The organism is Paenibacillus sp. GCM10028914, assembly GCF_042666275.1.
Classification (GTDB): Bacteria; Bacillota; Bacilli; order Paenibacillales; family Paenibacillaceae; genus Paenibacillus_AQ.
This window is the reverse complement of record NZ_JBHTFO010000018.1, coordinates 117,601-136,790: the sequence shown is the minus strand read 5'-3', so window position 1 is coordinate 136,790 and position 19,190 is coordinate 117,601. Positions and strand designations below refer to the sequence as shown.

Here is a 19,190-nt window from a genome sequence, read left to right as displayed (position 1 = left end):
TACTCTATTACTTTATAAAAGGAGACTAACTTATGTTTTTAAACGATAACTTTTTGTTGTCCACTGAAACCGCCCAAACCTTGTTTCATCAGCATGCAAGCAGCATGCCGATCATCGACTATCATTGCCATCTCGATCCGAAAGAAATTTACGAGAACCAACCCTTTAAAAACATAACCGAAGCCTGGCTGTATGGAGACCATTACAAATGGCGCCTGATGCGAGCAAACGGTGTGCCGGAATCCCATATCACAGGAGATGCTTCAGATTATGACAAATTTCTCGCGTGGACCCGAACCGTTCCAAAGACGATAGGCAATCCGTTATACAGCTGGACACATCTGGAGCTTCGTCGATTCTTCGGCATTGATGAGCTGCTTAATGAGTCAACAGCTCCACAGATTTGGGCGAAAGTAAACGAGAAGCTAGCGAGCGAGTCGTTCAAGCGGCGAAACATTATTAAAAATGCAAACGTAAAACTGGTCTGCACGACGGATGATCCAGCCGATAGTCTCGAATATCATCATCTTCTCAAAGAAGAAGAACATGACTTCCGGGTGCTGCCTACCTTCCGTCCAGACAAAGCACTGAACATCGACGCGTCTGGCTTCCCAGACTGGCTGAAGCGCCTGGAAACAGCAGCCGGACATACGATTGCTTCTTATAATGACCTGCTGACAGCTTTAAGATCAAGAGTTGATTACTTTCACGATAACGGCTGCCGCCTGTCCGACCATGCGCTCGATGTACTCCGTTATCAAGCTGGAGATGCTTCAGAGCTCGAGACGATTTTCCGCAAAAGACTGGCCGGAGAATTATTGTCGCAAGAAGAAATTACCGTTTACCGCACCGAACTTTTGACCGCTCTGATCGGTTCGTATCGTGAGAAAGGTTGGACAATGCAGCTTCACCTTCATGCTTACCGGAATAATAATACACCGATGTTCCAAAAGCTCGGTCCCGATACCGGGTACGATGCCTTGAACGATCTGCCGATCACAACACCGCTCTCGCAGCTACTAGACCGAGCAGAATGCGGATCAGGTCTTCCCAAGACGATCCTGTACTCTTTGAATCCCAAGGATTACCCTGCCCTGCTTACTCTTATGGGATGCTACCAGAAGGAAACTCCAGGCAAACTGCAGCTTGGTTCAGGCTGGTGGTACAACGATACCCGCAGCGGCATGCGTCAGCAGCTATCTTTGTTTGCCGAGCACAGCCTCCTTGCAGGCTTTGTGGGCATGCTCACCGACTCACGCAGCTTCCTCTCTTACACTAGGCATGAATATTTCCGCCGAGTTCTGTGCGAACTGATCGGTGAATGGGTCCTTCGCGGTGAAGCGCCGGACGACGAGGAACTTCTCGGAGGACTAGTCGAAGATATCGCATATAACAACGCTGCGAGCTACTTCGGTTTTTAACCTCTTTTCTATGGAGGATCACAGGAGGGATTTCGATGTCATGTACTTTATTTATAGCTGGAGACTCCACGGCAGCGATAAAAGGCGCCACTGAAAAACCAATGACAGGCTGGGGCGAATATTTGCAGGACTATTTCAATCCTTCAGTCCGTATTAACAATCAAGCCGTGAATGGACGGAGCACCAAATCGTTTATGGCGGAACGCCGACTTGAAGCGATTGAAAAGGAAATGTTGGCGGGAGACTACCTATTTATTCAGTTCGGACACAATGACGGCAAGCTTGAGGACCCCCTCCGCTATGCCGATCCAAGCACGGAATATCAGTCCAATTTAGAGCAATTCATCGAATCTGCCCGCAGAAGTAATGTGACGCCAGTGCTGCTGACCTCGGTCAGCAGGCGGCGTTTTCTAGAAGACGGGACGCTCGACCCTCTCGCTGTCGGGGAGTATCCAGACGCTATGCGGCAGGTCGCGGTTAGCACGAAGACGCCGCTGCTCGATATTTTTGCAGCTTCACAAGAGCTCTACCGAGCACTTGGAGTAGAAGGTACCCGGCCTCTATTTATGCATTTGGCGGAGCATGCTCATCCTAATTATCCAAACGGGATCATCGATGACACACATTTCTCAGACATGGGCGCCCGGAAAATCGCTGAACTCGTAGCGCAGGCCATCATCCAGTGTGATGACCTCTCTAAATTACAGTCCTACATGAAAGAAACAGCAGCAAATGAATTATCGGGAAGGGGGCTATAACTATGACTTCATTGGAGAACTCAGCAGTACATCTCACTCCTCTGAATCTGGGAGTGCGCGCACATGACTTCGAGAAGATGCCACTGGATCGTCTCATCCGAAAAATAAAACAATATTCCTTTTCCAATATTCAATTCGCTATCAAAAAATCTTTCCCCGAAAGCGCGCCGTCCTTATCCGCTCTTAGTCCCGGAACTGCTTCCTATTATGGAGGGGCATTCAGCCGGGCGGGCATTAAGCTGGCAGTGCTTGGATGTTACGTCAATATCGTCGCAACCGATCCCTCTGTACGGGCGAGGGCCCTGGATGATTTCATTACGCATCTGCGGTTGGCAAGAGATTTTGGAGCTAGCTTGGTAGGCACAGAAACCGGAAGTGTCGGCAACGGCTATACAACCGATAATTTTACAGAGGAAGCATTCCAAGAAGTCGTGAATTCCGTCAGACTCATGGTTGACGAAGCCGAGCGTTTCGGCGTGACCATCGGCATCGAGGCGGGGCAAAATCACCCCCTCCATTCGGCTCCACTAACCCGCCGGCTGCTTGATGAAGTACCTTCCAACAACCTTCAGGTCATTCTTGATTGCGCGAATCTCATGTCTCCGGACAACTATGAAACACAGGATGCTATCGTTACCGAAGCGCTAGATTTGCTAGGCGATCGGATTGCTGTCATCCATCTTAAGGATTTCAAAATAGAACAGGGACGAATTCACATTGTCCCCGTTGGTCAGGGTATGCTGAATTTCAGCCCCATTCTTCACTACATGAAATATAAACGACCGCATATCCACGGGATTCTTGAAAGTACCCCCGAATCGGATATGGAGACAAGCATTGCTTTCCTCCAGCGGATTTACTCAGAAATATAAGTACGATTGTTGCACGATACAGAATCCCTTAACTACAAGTCTTCACGGTTCAAGATCAAAGGTCCGGAAATGGAGGATAATCCCCATCTCCGGACCTTTGATTTTCCTGTATACAAAGCTGTTAAATAGCGGCTTCGGTCAGATTATCCAGCGTCCCAGACAAGTGATGAATGGTTTTTAAATAACTGACCGTCCGATTCATGGAATGCATAATGACCGAATGAGTTTCTGCTTTTTGATTGGGAAGATAACGAACTCCGCTAAGCAGATCGCCCGAGGTCACGCCAGTAGCAACAAACAGTACATTTCCTCGACCCACCATATCATCCATACCAAGCAGCCGTTTCGGATCACTTAGACCCATCTGCTGACAGCGCTTCTCTTCCTCCGGTGTGTCCGGCAACAGTCTCCCCTGCATTTCTCCGCCCAGACAGCGAAGAGCCGCCGCGGCCAACACGCCTTCCGGAGCACCGCCGGAGCCGACATAAAGATCCACTTCACTATCAACGGCAGCTTCGATGGCCCCCATGACATCTCCATGGCTCAGTAGCTTGATCCGGACGCCCGCTTCTCGGAGCGCAGAGATCATATCCTGATGACGCTCGCGATCCAAGATAGAGACCGTCATATCAGACAGCGGTTTGTTTAGAATATTCGATGCTTTGGCAAGCGTAATCTCCACCGGATCATCCAGAGATAGCTTTCCAGCTAAGGAGGGGCCCACCGCAAGCTTCGCCATATAAATATCAGGCGCATGCAGCAAATTCCCCTGCGGAGCTGCCGCGATCACGGAAATCGCATTATTCAACCCGTTAGCCACCGTCTCGGTTCCTTCAAGCGGATCGACGGCCACATCAATCTTCGGACCACGTCGATTCCCTACTTTTTCCCCGATATAGAGCATAGGCGCTTCATCCATTTCTCCTTCACCGATGACGACAGTCCCATCCATATCCACGGAAGAGATCCGGCTCCGGATCGCCACGGTTGCTGCATTATCCGCACTATGCTTATCGCCTCTTCCTGTCCAACAGGCAGCCTCAAGTGCAGCCGCTTCTGTAATGCGTGCCAATTCGAGTGCTATATGACGTTCCATAAGGTTCCCCTCCATTCATCTCATCTATATTTGTTTCATGATTAAGCCTGCAGTTTCCTCAATCGCCTTATCAGTCACATCAATCACCGGACAGCCCAAGGAAGAAAATAGCGACTGCGCATACTTTAGTTCGTTCTGAACTCGTTCTAGCGAGGCATAATGAGCATCATCTGGCAGTCCCATGGACTTGAGACGCTCCGACCGTATTTTCACCAGATGAGTGGGCTCGATGGTCAAGCCTATTATCTTATTCGCATCTATTTCTTTTAGTTGTGTAGGTGGTGTCAATTCCGGCACTACCGGATAATTCATCACTTTCAAGCCTTTATGAGCCAAGAAAATCGACAACGGCGTTTTGGATACCCTGGAGGCTCCAAGCAAAACCAGATCTGCTTTCAAGATGGCACCTACATCTTTTCCATCGTCATTGTTTACAGCAAACTCCACTGCTTCCACGCGGCGAAAATAATCCTCATCCAGTCGGTGCAGCAGTCCGGGTGTACGTTTTGGTGTATCGTTGAATGTATCAATAAACGCCTGCATCATCGGGCCCATAATATCGACAGCCCGTATATTCAAGCGGACAGATTCTTCCTTGATAACCTCCCGCAATTCCGGCTGAACCAGCGTGTAAGCGACAAAACCGCCACGTCGCGACACTTCTTCCATAATAGCGATGAGCTCGTCTTCAGAGCGAACATTCATCATGCGCTTGACTTCCGTATTCGGCAGTTCAAACTGCCGGAGCGTAGCCCTTACGACCGCGTCAGCCGTTTCACCAACCGAGTCCGAGCAAATTGCTATGAAGTGAGATTGCCCTGGGTTCATTCCATTCCTCCCGTTATTCCTCTGCTATCGTATCTAGTAACATTTTGATAATATTCGTTTTGGAAATACGTCCGACAACATTCCATTCTCCTTCTACGCCAGAAGGTGCAGGTACCACGACAGGCAAGCTGTCGATCTGATGGGATATAATAATGCGAGCCGCTTCTAGAACTGTATCTTCAGGCGAAACGGTAATGACATTAGCCTGGCGGGTCATAATGAAACTCACTGGCATCGTTGAAGCCGATGCATTTCCGAGCGTGACCTTCAGCAGATCCTTACGGGATACAATTCCAGCTAATCTGCCCTCTTCGTCGGTGACGATTAAGTGCCCCACATTTTCCAGAAAAAGAGTCACTACGGCATCGTGAATCGTCGTTGTTTCCCGAACGACCACAGGCACACCATGAACGTCACCAACCTTCATCTGCAGCAGCTGGATTTTATTATCATTTTCCGAAATACCTCGTTTACCCAGAAAATACCCTACCTTTGGCTTGGCATCGATATAATTGAGCATCACCAGAACCGATAGATCAGAACGGATAGTCGGACGAGTTAGATTCAGCATTTCAGCGATCTGCTCGCCGGTAATAGGCGCATGCTTCTTTACAATCTCCACGATTTCCAATTGACGGGATGTCAGTTTAATAGTGATCCCTCCGTATTTTGGATATGTCCGCCCAGCTGGGCGAAACGATGTAGCTCCTTTCCCTGGAAATATTTTCTGAATATATAGTACGTCATATATAGTTTTTTTACAATATATAATACGTACTATTTTTTTATTCAGACACATTAAATATTTTTATCATAAAAAAAGCTCCCTTTAGGAGGGAGCTCTCATGTCCTTTGAAAACTGCCGGAATCTCTCCATGCAAGTTTGCAAAAATAGAGCAAGCCTTCTATAGTCGAAGACTTGCGAGATACTGAAGCGTAATGTCCCGTGCATAGTGCTCATGAATATCAAAGAATTAATAAATAGTTCTTTCCCGTTCATCGGCAATACCGCTCTTTCGGAAGAAATATGTATTGATTCGATCCCGCCATTCTTTAGCATGCTCTGCCTGTTCAGCAAGACGATCCGCTACCTGCCGGTACACTTCCTCGTTCATATATTCCCTTATAAACTCCCACCGTCGAAGCAATTGGCCTGCCCTCTCTGCACCTTCAAAGTGACTATCATAAATATGCTGGATTACGGTTTTACCGGAATGAAGCATATGGGTATAGGGCACATGGTGGAAAAAGAGCAACAGCTCATCTGGGCAGCTCGCAAGCGACTCGTACAACTCTCTATTTACGTCAGAATACTGGGAAGTATACCCTGTTCCAGTTGCCGTCGTGCGATCTACACCAACGCCGTGGCAGTCAGCGAAGTGATATGTCCCCCACATTGAGTATTCGTATCCGTCCACATTAGGACCATAATGATGGTCCGGATTGACCATAAATCCAACGCCCAGCGGAGCGGTATAGGATTCATAAATCTCCCATGATTCCATTAGAATACCTAGTATCGTCTGAAACAGATTATCTCTTGAACCAAAGGTAAGCTTAATCCACTCCATGGCGATTTCCTCGGCAGCAAGCTCCGGATTCCAGGCCACGCGTCCGTACCCGTACAAATTTGCCTGTGCCAGTAGATGTCCTGTCCAATTCCTATCAGCTCCGATATTGGAGACAGCTGCAAATCCGCTATAAGGATTGCCATGTACAGATCCATCTACGATACGTTTGACGGTGGTTCCTTCTCCATGAATATAGGTATCAAAATTCAAAATCTCTTTCCACTGAGGAAGCAGATAGCAGACATGCCGTTGCTGCCCGGTATACTCTTGTGTAATTTGAAACTCGATTACCTGATTGGTCCGCGGCATGGCTCCTAGCAATGGTGAAACCGGCTCCCTGACTTGAAAGTCAATCGGACCATTCTTCACCTGCAATATGACATTTTCCATGAATAGCCCATCCAGTTGCTTGAAATGATCATAGGCTGCTCTTGCCCGATCCGTAGTGCGATCACGCCAGTCCTGCTTACAGTTATACACGAAACAGCGCCAGATCACGATGCCCCCATACGGCTTCAGTGCCTCGGCCAACATATTGGCGCCTTCTGCGTGATCCCGGCCATAGGTGAACGGTCCAGGCCGATTCTCTGAATCAGCTTTCACCAAAAAACCACCGAAATCAGGAATAATTGCATATACGCTAGATGCCGCGATCCGCCACCATTCACGTACGGCTGGGTCCAGCGGGTCTGCCGTTGTGAGTCCGCCGATTTCTATGGAGCTGGCATAATTGATACTTAGGTATGTTTTGATGGCATAATTACGGAAAATCGATGCTACCTTCGCTACTTGAGGCAGAAATTCGGTTAAGAGACGGCTCTCCACTTGATGAACATTCACATTGTTGATGGCAATGGCATTGATTCCGCAAGAAGCCAACAACCTTGCATAATCTTGAATACGCTCAAAATTCTCCGTGAAGCGGTGGTCTTCATAAAAAATCGATTTTCCAGCGTATCCTCGTTCCACACTCCCGTCCATATTGTCCCACTGGTTAATCATGCGAAGTTGATTGACTGGGTTCTCTAACACATCCAATTGATTCAAAGAACTGCCTGTACCCATGATCCGCAGTAGATGGAATACTCCATATAATATCCCTGATGAGGTAACCGCGCCGATAGCAATATTACCGGTAATACAATCCATTCGAATCGCATATCCCTCTTGCTTGACCTTACTCCTTATCCCAGCATCGAATGCCTCATCTATCCATTGGCTGCTACCAAATATTCCAAGCATGATGCAAGGATGCTTTCCTGAGTATTCAGATATGGTAATGGATCTGCCAATGAACCCCTCTAGACCCTGTGACAGCTCGTTCACCGCAGAACGGATTATCTCATCCTGCTCGGTAACTGCAATATGATCGTATATCGTATATTGTTCAGTGATTGCTCCCGGGGTAGTTCGGCGGTACTGAAGCCACGCCTCATATCCTTCTCCCGAGTGTTGGCGTAACGGATTACTCATTCCTGAATTCCTCCCTGAGCTTAAATGCTTAAATGTCCATAACCAAATAAATCAAGGCCCGGGATGAGGATTCCCGGGCTATCATCCTTAAACTATTTTTCATGGGATTATGAGGGTTCCTTCAGCTAATCAAAAGCTTGTTCAGATGTGACTTTTCCAAAAGTGAGCTGATCGTGGACTTCCGCCTTTATTATGACAGGTATGAAAGCTGCTCGAAACCATAGAAAGTATAGATGTTACTGTAAGAAATATAGGATTTTAAATTTCATATTTAAGAGGTATCAGAACTCTAATCTTCCAGATCTTCTCCGAAATTTAGGATCTATTCTATGCAAAAAGAAGGATGAGCAGTCACTCATCCTTCTTCGCTTAACATTACTCAATAATTTTACTTGCAACTATCGCCAAGTCTGCAATATCAATTTGACCATCACGATTAATATCCACATGCTTAACCTGATTCCAATCCTGACTAGCGCTCGTCTTGCCATAATTAGCAGCTACTATTGCGAGGTCACCGATACTTACTTTTCCGTCTTTGTTAATATCTGAAGAAATTTCTGGGGCACTTGGAACTACCCCTACAGTAATTAGTTTAGTTATCGCTGTTACTTCTTCTCCTTCCTCATTTCCCAACGTTACAGTTGTAGTATCAATCGTTCCTGAAGCCGGTGCAGGAATATCCTTCGCTTTAAAAGTCAGTTCTATAATGTCCATCTTCCCTGTCACAGCATGTTCCCTACCCTCACTAGCTACGATTAGCCGGAGCTGGCCAGGAGTGCTTGAATTTATATCGATAATAGATACCCCAGGAACCTTTGAATTTGCCGAGACGTATTCCATTATGGTCGAGTCATAGAATATCGTAATGTCTTGTGCATACACATCCTCCACATGATTCAAGCCATAATTTACTGTGAAATTCTGACCTGCCTGAATAGGTTCGTCTACCTCACTGAGTGTGGAAGTAGGAATTTCAAGAGCTGGCTCTTCGGTATAATATACACTTGCCTCCAGCATTGAAGCCCAGAAATTAGATGGCTTTACACTACTAATCGTAATACGCACATATCTCGCATCAACAGTATCAAAATGATTTTCTGAATCTCCCGTAGTAGTCGATGTTGTATTCGCTACTACAGGTGTGAAGTTTTCGTTATCAGTAGATACGTCAATTTTATAATCGTAGGTTCGAGTATCCTGTTGGTTGAATGTGATTTTTGTTGAATTTAATTTCTTCACCTCGCCAAGATCGACTTGCCACCACTGCGGCAAAGTACCACTGCTTGCTGCCCAACGTGTGGAGGGATTTCCATCGTTAGCATTCGTTGCTGGATTATTTATAGTACCAACCTGCTCACTGCTAACGGTGACCGGCTTATTTAGCGCAAGATTTGTAGGCTCAGGTGCTGGCTGCTCTAAATTAATACCTACATCTTTTGCTTCGATCTGAATCGAATCGGACTCCAAACCTGTTGAAGTTGTCGTTACCGTAATAGTACCTGGTGCTCCCGTTGATTTAACGAGAAGCATATTCGCACCATTAAGGGCCGATACAGAAGGTCCCCCTATCAAAATACCAGGACCCGAGATCTCAAAATTCGCTTTATTCGTTGAATAAGGAACAACCGTACCTTTCTGATCCTTGATATAGAATTCAACGATAGCGATATCGCTGCCATTTCCATCTATAGTTAACGTGTCTGCCTTCAATTCAACTGCTGCTGGTGCTCCTGGCTCCTCCACAATATGTGTCGCGACAACCTTACCGTCAATTAACCCCTCTGCCTTAAGCTTTGTCGTATCATGCACTCCAAGATCAAATTCAAAGTGAGGATGTGCTACATTGATTGGCATCGGATTATTCGTCTGAAAAACCTTCCATTCTCCTTTATCCCATTTAGAAAGACGTACTTGATCGGCGTTACTGAATACCGTCACCTTCGTAGGCGAAGAGGGTCTCCAGTAATTAGCGATAAACACCATTGGATTCACTGATCCATCATAATTATCCTGTGCTGACTGACTTTGATGCCAAAAATAAGCGAATTTCGGAATTCTACCGGCATCTGTTAAACCATGTGGCCGTACAATGGAAATTTGATGATGATGATCATGCATTTCCCAAATCAAGCTACCGTGAACGTAGTCCTCATTTCGGGCAAGTTCGGTCATCTTTTGGGCTGCGAGTGCTTGCCCGATCAGCCTGGTTTCATCCGCATCCCGCCAAGTTTCATATGTATGCCCTGTATGCTCTGTAATAAGTAAGCCTTTGGCGTTCGAGTCGGGAGATTTATTTGGCAATCCTGCAGCATTCCATTCTGCTTCCGTATACACATTGCGTCCATATACATCGAAAATATTATTGCTTGTATTGTAGTTTCTCCCCATCGAGGTTGCACGGGAAGGGTCCTCGGTTTTCGCAATATGATTCAATTCCGTCTCAAGCTCAACCATTTGCTGCATTTCATTAATACCAGCTCCCCAGATAACAACACTTGGATGATTACGAGCAGTACGAATAGCCGCATATAATGCATCTTTGTTACTCTGCTTCCACGCTTCCCCGAATGAAGAAGGGTTGATATTTCCCCAACCAGGTATTTCCACCCACTGCATTACCCCTAGCTTATCAGCGGCGTCCATAAAAGCATCGTCATAAAGATAATGAGCATCCCGTACGAAATTGGCTCCTGCATCCTTAATGCGCTGAACATCCAGAACATGCTGATTGTTAGGTACTGCATCACCAATGTATGGATAATCCTGATGATGATTAACACCAAATATTTTCACATGCTCGTCGTTAAGAAAGAACCCTTGAGATTGTGTCCATTCCGTTTTTCTAATACCGAATGTTGTATGATAATCATCAACAATAGAATTGCCATCCTTCACCGTGGATTTCACGCTGTATAGATTAGGATTCTGTACTGACCAACGGTTTGGATTGTTGACTTTGATGGTATGAGATACTTCCTCTACCTGATCGACACCGATCACATGTGTGCTTTTCGATGTCCCTACTACCAAGCCTTGCTCATCTACAATCTCAGATATGATCGTTGTTTCCACAGCACTCTCATTCGAATTGTGTACCCAGGTTTTCACATGAACATCGGCCGATGCTGCACTAACATTCGAGCTATATGCGAATACGCCGCCGCCTTCTTCCCAATTACTATTCCATGAATGAATGGCTTCAGGCACATACAGTTTATTGGTTTTAATCAAGAAGACGTCTCGATATATTCCACCAAACATATTAAATCCGACATACGAACCGTCGGGTTTCTCTGGGGCAACTTGTCCTTGGTAGCGGTTATCGACCTTTACGGCGATAACATTCTTCCCGCCGATTTGAACGTGTTCCGTAATATCATAGTTAAATGGGTTGAAGCCTCCTACATGATTATCTAACTTGACTCCATTGACCCAAACTTCCGTTTTTGTCTTAGAACCTTCAAAATATAGGTTGATATTTTTGCCTCTGTCCTCCTCATCAAGTGTAAATGCTTTACGATACCAACCAATTCCTCGATACCAATTGTTCGCCATATAATCCGTATATTCAAACGTATGCGGCAAAACAACTGATTTCCATGTTGCGTCATCGAAGTCCACCGCCTCTGCACCACTTATATCCCCTTTATAAAACTGCCAATCTAGATTAAAGTTTTCTTTGGATCGGTCAGAACCTGCTGAATCTGCCGATGCAACATTGAGGCTAGCAGACAAATATAGGCCTGAAAAGCATAGAACCATCGCAACCAATATCGTCGATATCCATAGCGAATATTTCTTAGACATGTGTTACTCCTCCTCTTAAACTATGTATTTCATAAAAATAAGAATGAGTGATCGTTCATGCTGCCAGACTAATAACATACCTAGCCTTTCACTGCACCAGCGGTAAGCCCTTTAATGAAGTAACGTTGAACAAATAAGAACACGATAGCAGCCGGCATAGATACTAACGTCGAGGTAGCCATCATCCCCCCATAGTCTGAACCTGACTCTCCCAAATATTTAAATACAAGTCCCGGTGCAATCGTGCGTTTATCTGGATCCGTTACTAACGTGAGTGAGTACAGCAAATCATTCCAACTGTTAACAAACCCAAGTACAGCAACTGCGATCATTCCCGGTACGGCTAAAGGCAACACAATTTTATGAATAGTTCTCCATTGCGAAGCACCGTCTACTTTAGCAGATTCAATAATTTCATTAGGAATATCATCGAAAAAGGTTTTCAATGTCCATGTACCCACAGGCAACGTAAATGTAATATAAGCAAATATTAGAGAGAAATAGCTATCTAGTAACCCATAGCTTTTCATTAGTGCATAAATCGATATGAGCAATACTCCGTAAGGAACTGTTCTTGACAGCAAAATCAACAGCATAAACGATTTTCTTCCCTTATATCGGAACTTAGAAAAACTATACGCTGCATAGGCCGATACAATCGTAGCCAAAACACTACTTGCAATCGATGTAATCATACTGTTTTTGAAATAAATACGTAATTGAGCATCTTTTAACGCATTGAGGTAATGTTCAATTGTGGGTTTAAAGGGAATTAAATTAGGATCAAGTAGTTCACTTGGAGATTTAAAAGAGGTGTTAATCATCCAATAAATCGGAAACAGCACGAACGTGCCTACAATACATAACGTCAGCCAGAAAAAGATCCGGAAGCCAATGGTTTTCTCAAACATGTCATTTTCTCCTTCCTGTCATTACTCCCGATTTTCTTTCTCTTTCATGCTGCGCATGTAGAACAATACAAGTACGGATAACATAAGTACCCAGATCATCCCAGTTGCTGCTGCTTTACCAATTTCAAAGTTTTGAAATGCTTGAAGATACACCTCTACTGAAAACGTAGTTGTAGAGTGCGCTGGCCCACCTTCAGTCATCACCCAAATTAAGTCAAAATGCTGGAATCTATCAATGAGTGAAAGGATGAGAATGACTAATGAAATTTGTTGAATATGTGGGAAAATAACATTTTTCAATATCGTTAGATTTCCTCCGCCATCCATACGCACAGCTTCAATTTGATCTTGAGGCACAGAGTTCAATCCACCGATTAGAAATGCCATCATCCAAGGGAACGAGTGCCAAATCATAGCGGCACAAACGGCTAGCATGGCTGTTTGTGTACTCCCCAAAAAATTAATATTTTCAGTAATCCAACCGAATTTACGAAGTATTTCATTAAGAATTCCATAATTAGCATTGAAGATCCACTTCCATAACAAGCCAATAGAAGCAGAAGGGAGAATCCAACAGAACAACGTCAACATACGAAGCCATTGTTCACCTCGAAACCCCTGAACCAGTATAATTGACCAAGCGAATGCAATGACGAAGGGAACAAACGTAGTAATTACTACAAATAGTAATGTATTTATTAATGTATCAACAAAGACGGTTGAACGAATAAACGTAATGAAATTGTCAAAGCCTACCCAGCTCGTCACTTGTGATAGCAAGCTTGCGTCTGTAAAGCTATAAATGATCGACCTTAAAAACGGATATAAGATAACCAGTGTAAATATAAGCATCGCTGGGAATACAAGCAGAAAACCGAAACGGTTCTCTGCTTGCTGTTGCTTGACTGCCTTTAGTGCCTTAGATACTTGCATGATAGGCCTCCCATTATTTCATGGTGTCAGCAATTCTAGAAGCTATGTCATCTAATGCCTTCTTCGGTGTTTTAGCGTCCAATAGTGCAGCTTGTACTTCTTCGGCAATAATCGTGTTCATTTGATTGACTTGCACATACGCTTCTGTTTCAAGCGGCGTTGCTGTTTTGGCAACATCAAGATATTTATTCACATAATCATCATTCTTCACGACTTCGTTCTCTTTAGCAGTATTGGTTACTGGAGGAACGGATGCTGATTTAAAGTATTCAATGGCTAGATCATCTTTCAGAATATGTTGAATAAATTCCGCAGATTTTTTTTGATTTTGAGAGTGTTCAAATACGACTAGATAATGTCCCCATAGTACGGAACGCGGTGTATCTCCGACATTCAGTACGGGTCTAGGCATTGGCACTAAATGTTCAGACATATTCTCCATTGTAAATCCATTTTTAATCTGAAATCCTCTTGCAACGATGGAATCGTCATAGAAAGCTGCTTTGTTCTGTCCAAAAGTGTCTCTTGCTGAAACGCGGCTAACGGCCATTTGAATATACCCCTTATCTTTTAGACCTTTTAGCCATTCAAGAGCCTTGACACCATTCTCATCATTGATCACTACTTTACCGTCAGCGTCAAATACTTTGCCTCCAAATGTCCACAACCACGCTTGGAAGTCTTGGGATACATTCTCTGCACTTTCCGTACTGAATGCGTATGGAATGACATCTGATTGTGTTTCCTTGACCTTTTTCAGAGCTTCTTCAAACTCTGCAACGGTTACCGGAATTTGATCCACTCCTGCTTTTTTCAGAATTTCAGGATTATACAAAGGGGCAATCGCCGCTACCGTCCAAGGAAGAGCGTACTGTTTGCCATCCATTTGCCCAGCTTTCAATGCAGCTTCCGTAAAGTTATCCTTAATCCATTGCGGGTCTAACACTGTATTCAAATCAACAAGTACATTCTGTCCTGCTACAGTGTTGAACCAACTGCTTTGTATTTGTGCAACATCTAAGTTTTCTTTGGATTGTGCTTTGATAATCAGTTGCTGCAGTGTATCCTTCCATGGATAACCAATTACATTAACTGGGGAGTTTGGATTGTCTTCAGAGAAGCTTGTAGCCATGACGTCTTTAATCATGGTTCCAGACGACTCTTGACTTGACCAACTGACAAACGTTAATGGCGTCTTTTTTTCTTTGTCTCCCGATTCCCCTACACTCGATAACTTGTTGTTAGAGGAACATCCAACGAATAGTGAAGCTGTAAGTAGCAATGTAGTTACTAGCGTTAACCCTCTTTTCATTCATTATCAACTCCTCATATTTTCTGTAGTAATCAATTATCACTATGCTTTTCATGTTAAGCTCTCATCATCGTTCTCACAATGTATCTAATTTTAGTTGTTTCTTCTAATTTTTTTGGATTTGATTTAGAACAAAAAGACGCCAGGGGGAATTAGTCCACAGACGTCTTGCAGTTCTTTATATTACCTATGAAGAGGAATTTTCAATCTTACTAATGTACCTTTCATCATTGCGAATTCGATTTCTAGTACTGCCCCTCCTCTATAGAAAAGGTGAAGCCTTTGGCTAACATTTTTCAGTCCTACTCCACCAATGCCCTTTTGCTCCACTTCATCTTCGAATAAGGATTTCTTCAATCTCTCAAGTTCATCTTCATCTAAACCGACTCCATTATCTTTAATACCAATGATCAAATCATATTCGCTAACGCTGGCAGATATCGTAACAACTCCCCCAGTGGTTACTTGGAGTATACCGTGCTCTATCGCATTTTCCACTAGAGGCTGTAATACAAATTTCAAAACTTTCAGTGTCAGCGCATCCTTATCAATTTCCCATTTGAAATCCAGTTTATCACGCAAACGCATTTTTTGAATGGTATAGTAATTCTGAATATGTGTTAATTCCTCAGAAAAACTCACCTCCTGTGATCCGCCTCGAACAGAATATCTGAGCATATCAGCCATAGCATTAACGATCTTATTGATTCCCTCGCTATCATTATGCATCGCCCGAAATTTCACCGACTCCAACGTATTATATAAAAAATGTGGATTGATTTGCTGTTGAAGCATCCCTAATTCGGCTTTCATCTTGGATGACATTAAAGCTTGCTCACGTACGTTACTCTTCATTTGTTCCTCTAGCAAGTGGTTAATATGAGAAATCATTTGGTTATAGTTTTCTGCAAGCTCCCCAATTTCATCATTTCGATCATGATCATACGGTATAAATTGCCCTTCACTAACTTGATTCATGGATTCATGAAGCTTAAGAAGCGGCTTAATTAAGCTTTTAGACAAAATATACGATAACAACAACCCTACAACAATGATGGCTAATATAAAATAGAGATGTTTGACAAGAAGCAATTGACTATCAGTAATGATTTCTCGGAGCGGAACAAAGTTGATCATTAACCACTCTGATTCGATGATCGGTACGATAATTCGTAAATATTCTTTATTATCTAAACGAATAACTTCATTTTGCCTATCCAAGTTCCTTAATGCCCTTTGATCTCTGAACTCTGTTTGATCCGGATTACTTTGATAAATCGTTTGCTTCGCTTGATCGAGCAATAACAGCTCTGATTCCTGCCACTTATCATTAGTGACAAGCCCATGCTCTTTCAATATTAAGTCCAGATATCCATCCATATCACGATTGTTCATGATGCTTGTAACCAGCGATGCCGAATGATTGCCGAAAATATCCTTCTCTAACGGTATCCAATCATATTGAAATGCTCCTTTCGTTAGCATGGAGGGTTTAATGGGAAACAGCTCAAGGTTGTTACCATAAATAGAGCTTAATTTCGTCGAACCTTTATTATCGTAAACTACGTAATAGCTCACATCGCTCATCTTAGGATGGACAGACGCAGCTTCATTCTCAAAGTAGGTTTCTTGCAGTATCAATTGATGCGCTAGATTTTTAAAACTTTGCTTATGTAAAGTTACATTCGTACTTAATTGTTGTGTCATCTGCTCCTTTGAATCAATCAATAGCCCTTTATTGATTTGGAAAGAGGCGAATGAAAAAATCAAACCAACAATCAATACCGGAAACATTACCGAACACATCAAAAACCAAAACATTTTTCTTTGAAGAGGCATCTTGATAAACCATCGTTTGTTCCCGTTTATTTGTGGAATCAGCCTCATTGGGAACATCTTATTAGTGTCTTTCTGAATCGATCTGGATATAACTTTTATAGGATTAAATATCTGTCTAGAAAAAGTATACGCAATCATAAACGATAGACCTAGATTGATCGCTAACAGTACCACTAGTATCGAAATAGACTTTTTATGTGTCATATAAAAAGAATCCCTCTGAAGCAATTCCATTTGGAAATTATAAGGGGATAACGATTTTCTCTCGATGAAACGATATGCCTCCGAATTATCATTCCCGCTCTGATCCCATTCATTTCTCCATAATAAGTTGTTATCCGCATCCACTAACTGCATTTTCACACCAAAGTCAGACAATTGCTTGTTGAGCACCATATCCATAAAGTTCAAGGGCAGAACTATCAATATGACCACATCATCATCATAAACGGCAATCGTCATTCGATTTTCAACTTGCTTCAAAAAATCTAAATTTCGCACTAGTTGAGGGATGTTCAACACTGATTTGGTGGAATGTTCTAAAGTTTGGAGTAGTATTTCACGAGAATGATATGTAGGAATACCTTCTTCTTTTAGTAATATGTTTAACAGACTGTACTCCATTAAATCATCAATTGAAGGTAATCCCTCGCTAGACCAGCCTTCCTCCCCGATCACCTTACTGAAATTCGATTGATTATTATTTCTTCCGAGAATAAAAATTTTTTCTACCCAATTCTCTTGCAATGAGAGTTCATTCAATAAATGATTGACCATCTCTCCTTTTTCATTCACAACAGCTCCTCCGTGCATATTCCAATACAGTCTAGAATAATCGGAGATGTTAGACGTTCGAAGCAAAGATGCTAAAGCATCCAAGTCTTGAAAATAAGTCGTTAAATTGTTACTGGTTTGCTGAATCAACTCTTTGCTGGTTTGAATAGTGAGATCTTTATTTGTTGTCAACAGGTTATGAAAAGTGTTCCAGCCAATAACGAGTTGAATCATAAAAGAAATGATAAGTGAGTAGACGACCATTCGTTTTCTCATCTATTTAGGTTCCTCGTTGATTGCGATATTCATTTGGTGTCATCCCTGTTAGTTTACGAAAAATACTGCTGAAATACCGCGGATTCCTAAATCCTACTAATTCACCAATTTCATATATCTTATAGTGAGAATTCTCAAGCAGTTCCTTAGCTTTTTCCGTTCTACAAGCGGTGAGATAGTATACATACGTATTTCCTGTAACCTCAGAGAATAAGTGACTTAGATAACTGCTATTCACATGAATAGCCTGTGCAACTTCAGAAAGTGTAATCGCTCGATGACAATTATGATAGATATACCCTTTTGCTTTATTCACAATATTTTGACTTGATCCAGAAATATTCTTTGATTGATGGCTTGGTCGATGTGTATTCTGTAGCATGAGGTCATGCTCATTCAAAAGTTCAAAACTATCTTCATCTAGCTCCAACATCCGTTTGTCCGCTTTTTGCCTGGATAGGTAGATATCAGCAACGGAGGTAACAGGCTGTCCAATTGCGAAAGATAGAGTGCTGCGAAATAACCCCCGGAAACGATACAATTGCTTTCTTATTTGCTTAAGCAACTCGAATAAAGGACTATGCTCGGCGGTAATTAAGTAACAATAGTTGTTATCCCTATTAATAAACTGATAGCCATGACCTTCATCATCCCATAGTTCTGTAATAATATTCTCTAATGTAAAAGTAATTAATTTCCATTCACTCTCCGTGTATATGTGACGATTCAATACTGCTTGGTCTATGCGAATAAGTATGACAACAAATGAGTTGCCCTCTAGAATCATTTCACTCGACAAACATCCATCTTCAATTTCATAAACAGACAGCGGTTTCGTTAATAATCGATCCAAGAATCCTCTACGTAAACTACGAATCAAAAAATTAGAACGTTTCTCTAATAAGCGATTTCTTTCTTCCCGCTCCTCTTCTTGTAGAAATATAGTTTTCAATCTATCAATAGCTTCGATCAGCTTCATCCGATCAATTGGTTTTAGTAAATATTCGGATACACCATAGCGGATACAAGTCCGAGCGTAATCAAAATCATCAAAGCCTGATAAGACAATAATTTTAATATATGGATCAAAAGCTCTAACTCTTTTCACTAATTCTAATCCATCCATAATCGGCATTCGAATATCAGTAATGAGCAAATCAATATGGTTCTCTTCAATCCATTGAAGGGCTTCTATTCCATGCTGAACGGTAGCAGATAGCTTGATCCCTGATTGAGACCAATTATACATCGCTAAACTTTCCCGAATATCAGCCTCATCATCTACAATAAGCATGTTCAACATTTATCTTCACCTT

General features: G+C 43.0%; 13 protein-coding genes. 3 read left to right on the top strand and 10 right to left on the bottom strand.

Translation table 11 applies throughout. The features are described from left to right. Window positions 1-32 precede the first annotated feature (32 nt). From uxaC to ACFQV5_RS21085, 3 genes are read left to right on the top strand one after another with little or no spacing between them, the layout of a single operon-like run. Window positions 33-1,421 carry a glucuronate isomerase gene (uxaC, locus tag ACFQV5_RS21095; protein WP_379249692.1) on the top strand — a complete coding sequence of 463 codons (1,389 nt, stop codon included), beginning with the start codon at window positions 33-35 and terminating at the stop codon, window positions 1,419-1,421. A 35-nt stretch (window positions 1,422-1,456) separates the two neighbouring features. Beyond that, the gene (locus tag ACFQV5_RS21090; protein ID WP_379249690.1) at window positions 1,457-2,179 is read left to right on the top strand and encodes a rhamnogalacturonan acetylesterase; all 723 of its coding nucleotides are present in this window, start codon (window positions 1,457-1,459) and stop codon (window positions 2,177-2,179) included. A 2-nt stretch (window positions 2,180-2,181) separates the two neighbouring features. Next, window positions 2,182-3,051, top strand: coding sequence for a sugar phosphate isomerase/epimerase family protein (locus tag ACFQV5_RS21085; protein WP_379249688.1), 870 nt, complete (start codon window positions 2,182-2,184; stop codon window positions 3,049-3,051). Between the two features lie 121 nt (window positions 3,052-3,172). Here the strand turns inward: ACFQV5_RS21085 and glpX are convergent, their stop codons facing one another. The 10 genes from glpX to ACFQV5_RS21035 form a co-directional block, all read right to left on the bottom strand. Further along, on the bottom strand, window positions 3,173-4,147 hold the full coding sequence (gene glpX, locus ACFQV5_RS21080) for a class II fructose-bisphosphatase (protein WP_379249686.1): 975 nt from the start codon (window positions 4,145-4,147) through the stop codon (window positions 3,173-3,175). Window positions 4,148-4,171: 24 nt separating this feature from the next. After that, entirely contained in the window at window positions 4,172-4,975 is an 804-nt protein-coding gene (locus ACFQV5_RS21075) for a pyruvate, water dikinase regulatory protein (RefSeq protein ID WP_379249684.1), read from the bottom strand. A gap of 13 nt (window positions 4,976-4,988) precedes the next feature. Next, on the bottom strand, window positions 4,989-5,606 hold the full coding sequence (locus tag ACFQV5_RS21070) for a helix-turn-helix transcriptional regulator (protein ID WP_379249682.1): 618 nt from the start codon (window positions 5,604-5,606) through the stop codon (window positions 4,989-4,991). A gap of 343 nt (window positions 5,607-5,949) precedes the next feature. Then, window positions 5,950-8,019: an alpha-glucuronidase family glycosyl hydrolase gene (locus tag ACFQV5_RS21065; RefSeq protein WP_379249680.1), complete on the bottom strand. Its 2,070-nt coding sequence runs from the start codon at window positions 8,017-8,019 to the stop codon at window positions 5,950-5,952. Between the two features lie 375 nt (window positions 8,020-8,394). After that, window positions 8,395-11,829: a discoidin domain-containing protein gene (locus ACFQV5_RS21060; protein WP_379249678.1), complete on the bottom strand. Its 3,435-nt coding sequence runs from the start codon at window positions 11,827-11,829 to the stop codon at window positions 8,395-8,397. Between the two features lie 80 nt (window positions 11,830-11,909). Then, window positions 11,910-12,740, bottom strand: a complete 831-nt coding sequence (locus tag ACFQV5_RS21055) for a carbohydrate ABC transporter permease (RefSeq protein ID WP_379249676.1) — start codon at window positions 12,738-12,740, stop codon at window positions 11,910-11,912. A gap of 21 nt (window positions 12,741-12,761) precedes the next feature. Further along, window positions 12,762-13,673 (bottom strand): carbohydrate ABC transporter permease, encoded by a 912-nt coding sequence (locus ACFQV5_RS21050; protein WP_379249674.1) that lies wholly within the window; start codon window positions 13,671-13,673, stop codon window positions 12,762-12,764. A 13-nt stretch (window positions 13,674-13,686) separates the two neighbouring features. Continuing rightward, window positions 13,687-14,985, bottom strand: a complete 1,299-nt coding sequence (locus ACFQV5_RS21045; RefSeq protein ID WP_379249672.1) for an ABC transporter substrate-binding protein — start codon at window positions 14,983-14,985, stop codon at window positions 13,687-13,689. Between the two features lie 183 nt (window positions 14,986-15,168). Next, on the bottom strand, window positions 15,169-17,874 hold the full coding sequence (locus tag ACFQV5_RS21040) for a sensor histidine kinase (RefSeq protein WP_379249670.1): 2,706 nt from the start codon (window positions 17,872-17,874) through the stop codon (window positions 15,169-15,171). Window positions 17,875-17,878: 4 nt separating this feature from the next. Next, complete coding sequence (locus ACFQV5_RS21035) at window positions 17,879-19,177, bottom strand: response regulator transcription factor (protein WP_379249669.1); 1,299 nt, start codon at window positions 19,175-19,177, stop codon at window positions 17,879-17,881. Window positions 19,178-19,190 lie beyond the last annotated feature (13 nt).

Bases quoted from the DNA above. Each gene is read 5' to 3' on its own strand.
- uxaC (WP_379249692.1), top strand. From the start codon at position 33: ATGTTTTTAAACGATAACTTTTTGTTGTCCACTGAAACCGCCCAAACC.
- ACFQV5_RS21090 (WP_379249690.1), top strand. From the start codon at position 1,457: ATGTCATGTACTTTATTTATAGCTGGAGACTCCACGGCAGCGATAAAA.
- ACFQV5_RS21085 (WP_379249688.1), top strand. From the start codon at position 2,182: ATGACTTCATTGGAGAACTCAGCAGTACATCTCACTCCTCTGAATCTG.
- glpX (WP_379249686.1), bottom strand. From the start codon at position 4,147: ATGGAACGTCATATAGCACTCGAATTGGCACGCATTACAGAAGCGGCT.
- ACFQV5_RS21075 (WP_379249684.1), bottom strand. From the start codon at position 4,975: ATGAACCCAGGGCAATCTCACTTCATAGCAATTTGCTCGGACTCGGTT.
- ACFQV5_RS21065 (WP_379249680.1), bottom strand. From the start codon at position 8,019: ATGAGTAATCCGTTACGCCAACACTCGGGAGAAGGATATGAGGCGTGG.
- ACFQV5_RS21060 (WP_379249678.1), bottom strand. From the start codon at position 11,829: ATGTCTAAGAAATATTCGCTATGGATATCGACGATATTGGTTGCGATG.
- ACFQV5_RS21055 (WP_379249676.1), bottom strand. From the start codon at position 12,740: ATGTTTGAGAAAACCATTGGCTTCCGGATCTTTTTCTGGCTGACGTTA.
- ACFQV5_RS21050 (WP_379249674.1), bottom strand. From the start codon at position 13,673: ATGCAAGTATCTAAGGCACTAAAGGCAGTCAAGCAACAGCAAGCAGAG.
- ACFQV5_RS21045 (WP_379249672.1), bottom strand. From the start codon at position 14,985: ATGAAAAGAGGGTTAACGCTAGTAACTACATTGCTACTTACAGCTTCA.
- ACFQV5_RS21040 (WP_379249670.1), bottom strand. From the start codon at position 17,874: ATGAGAAAACGAATGGTCGTCTACTCACTTATCATTTCTTTTATGATT.
- ACFQV5_RS21035 (WP_379249669.1), bottom strand. From the start codon at position 19,177: ATGTTGAACATGCTTATTGTAGATGATGAGGCTGATATTCGGGAAAGT.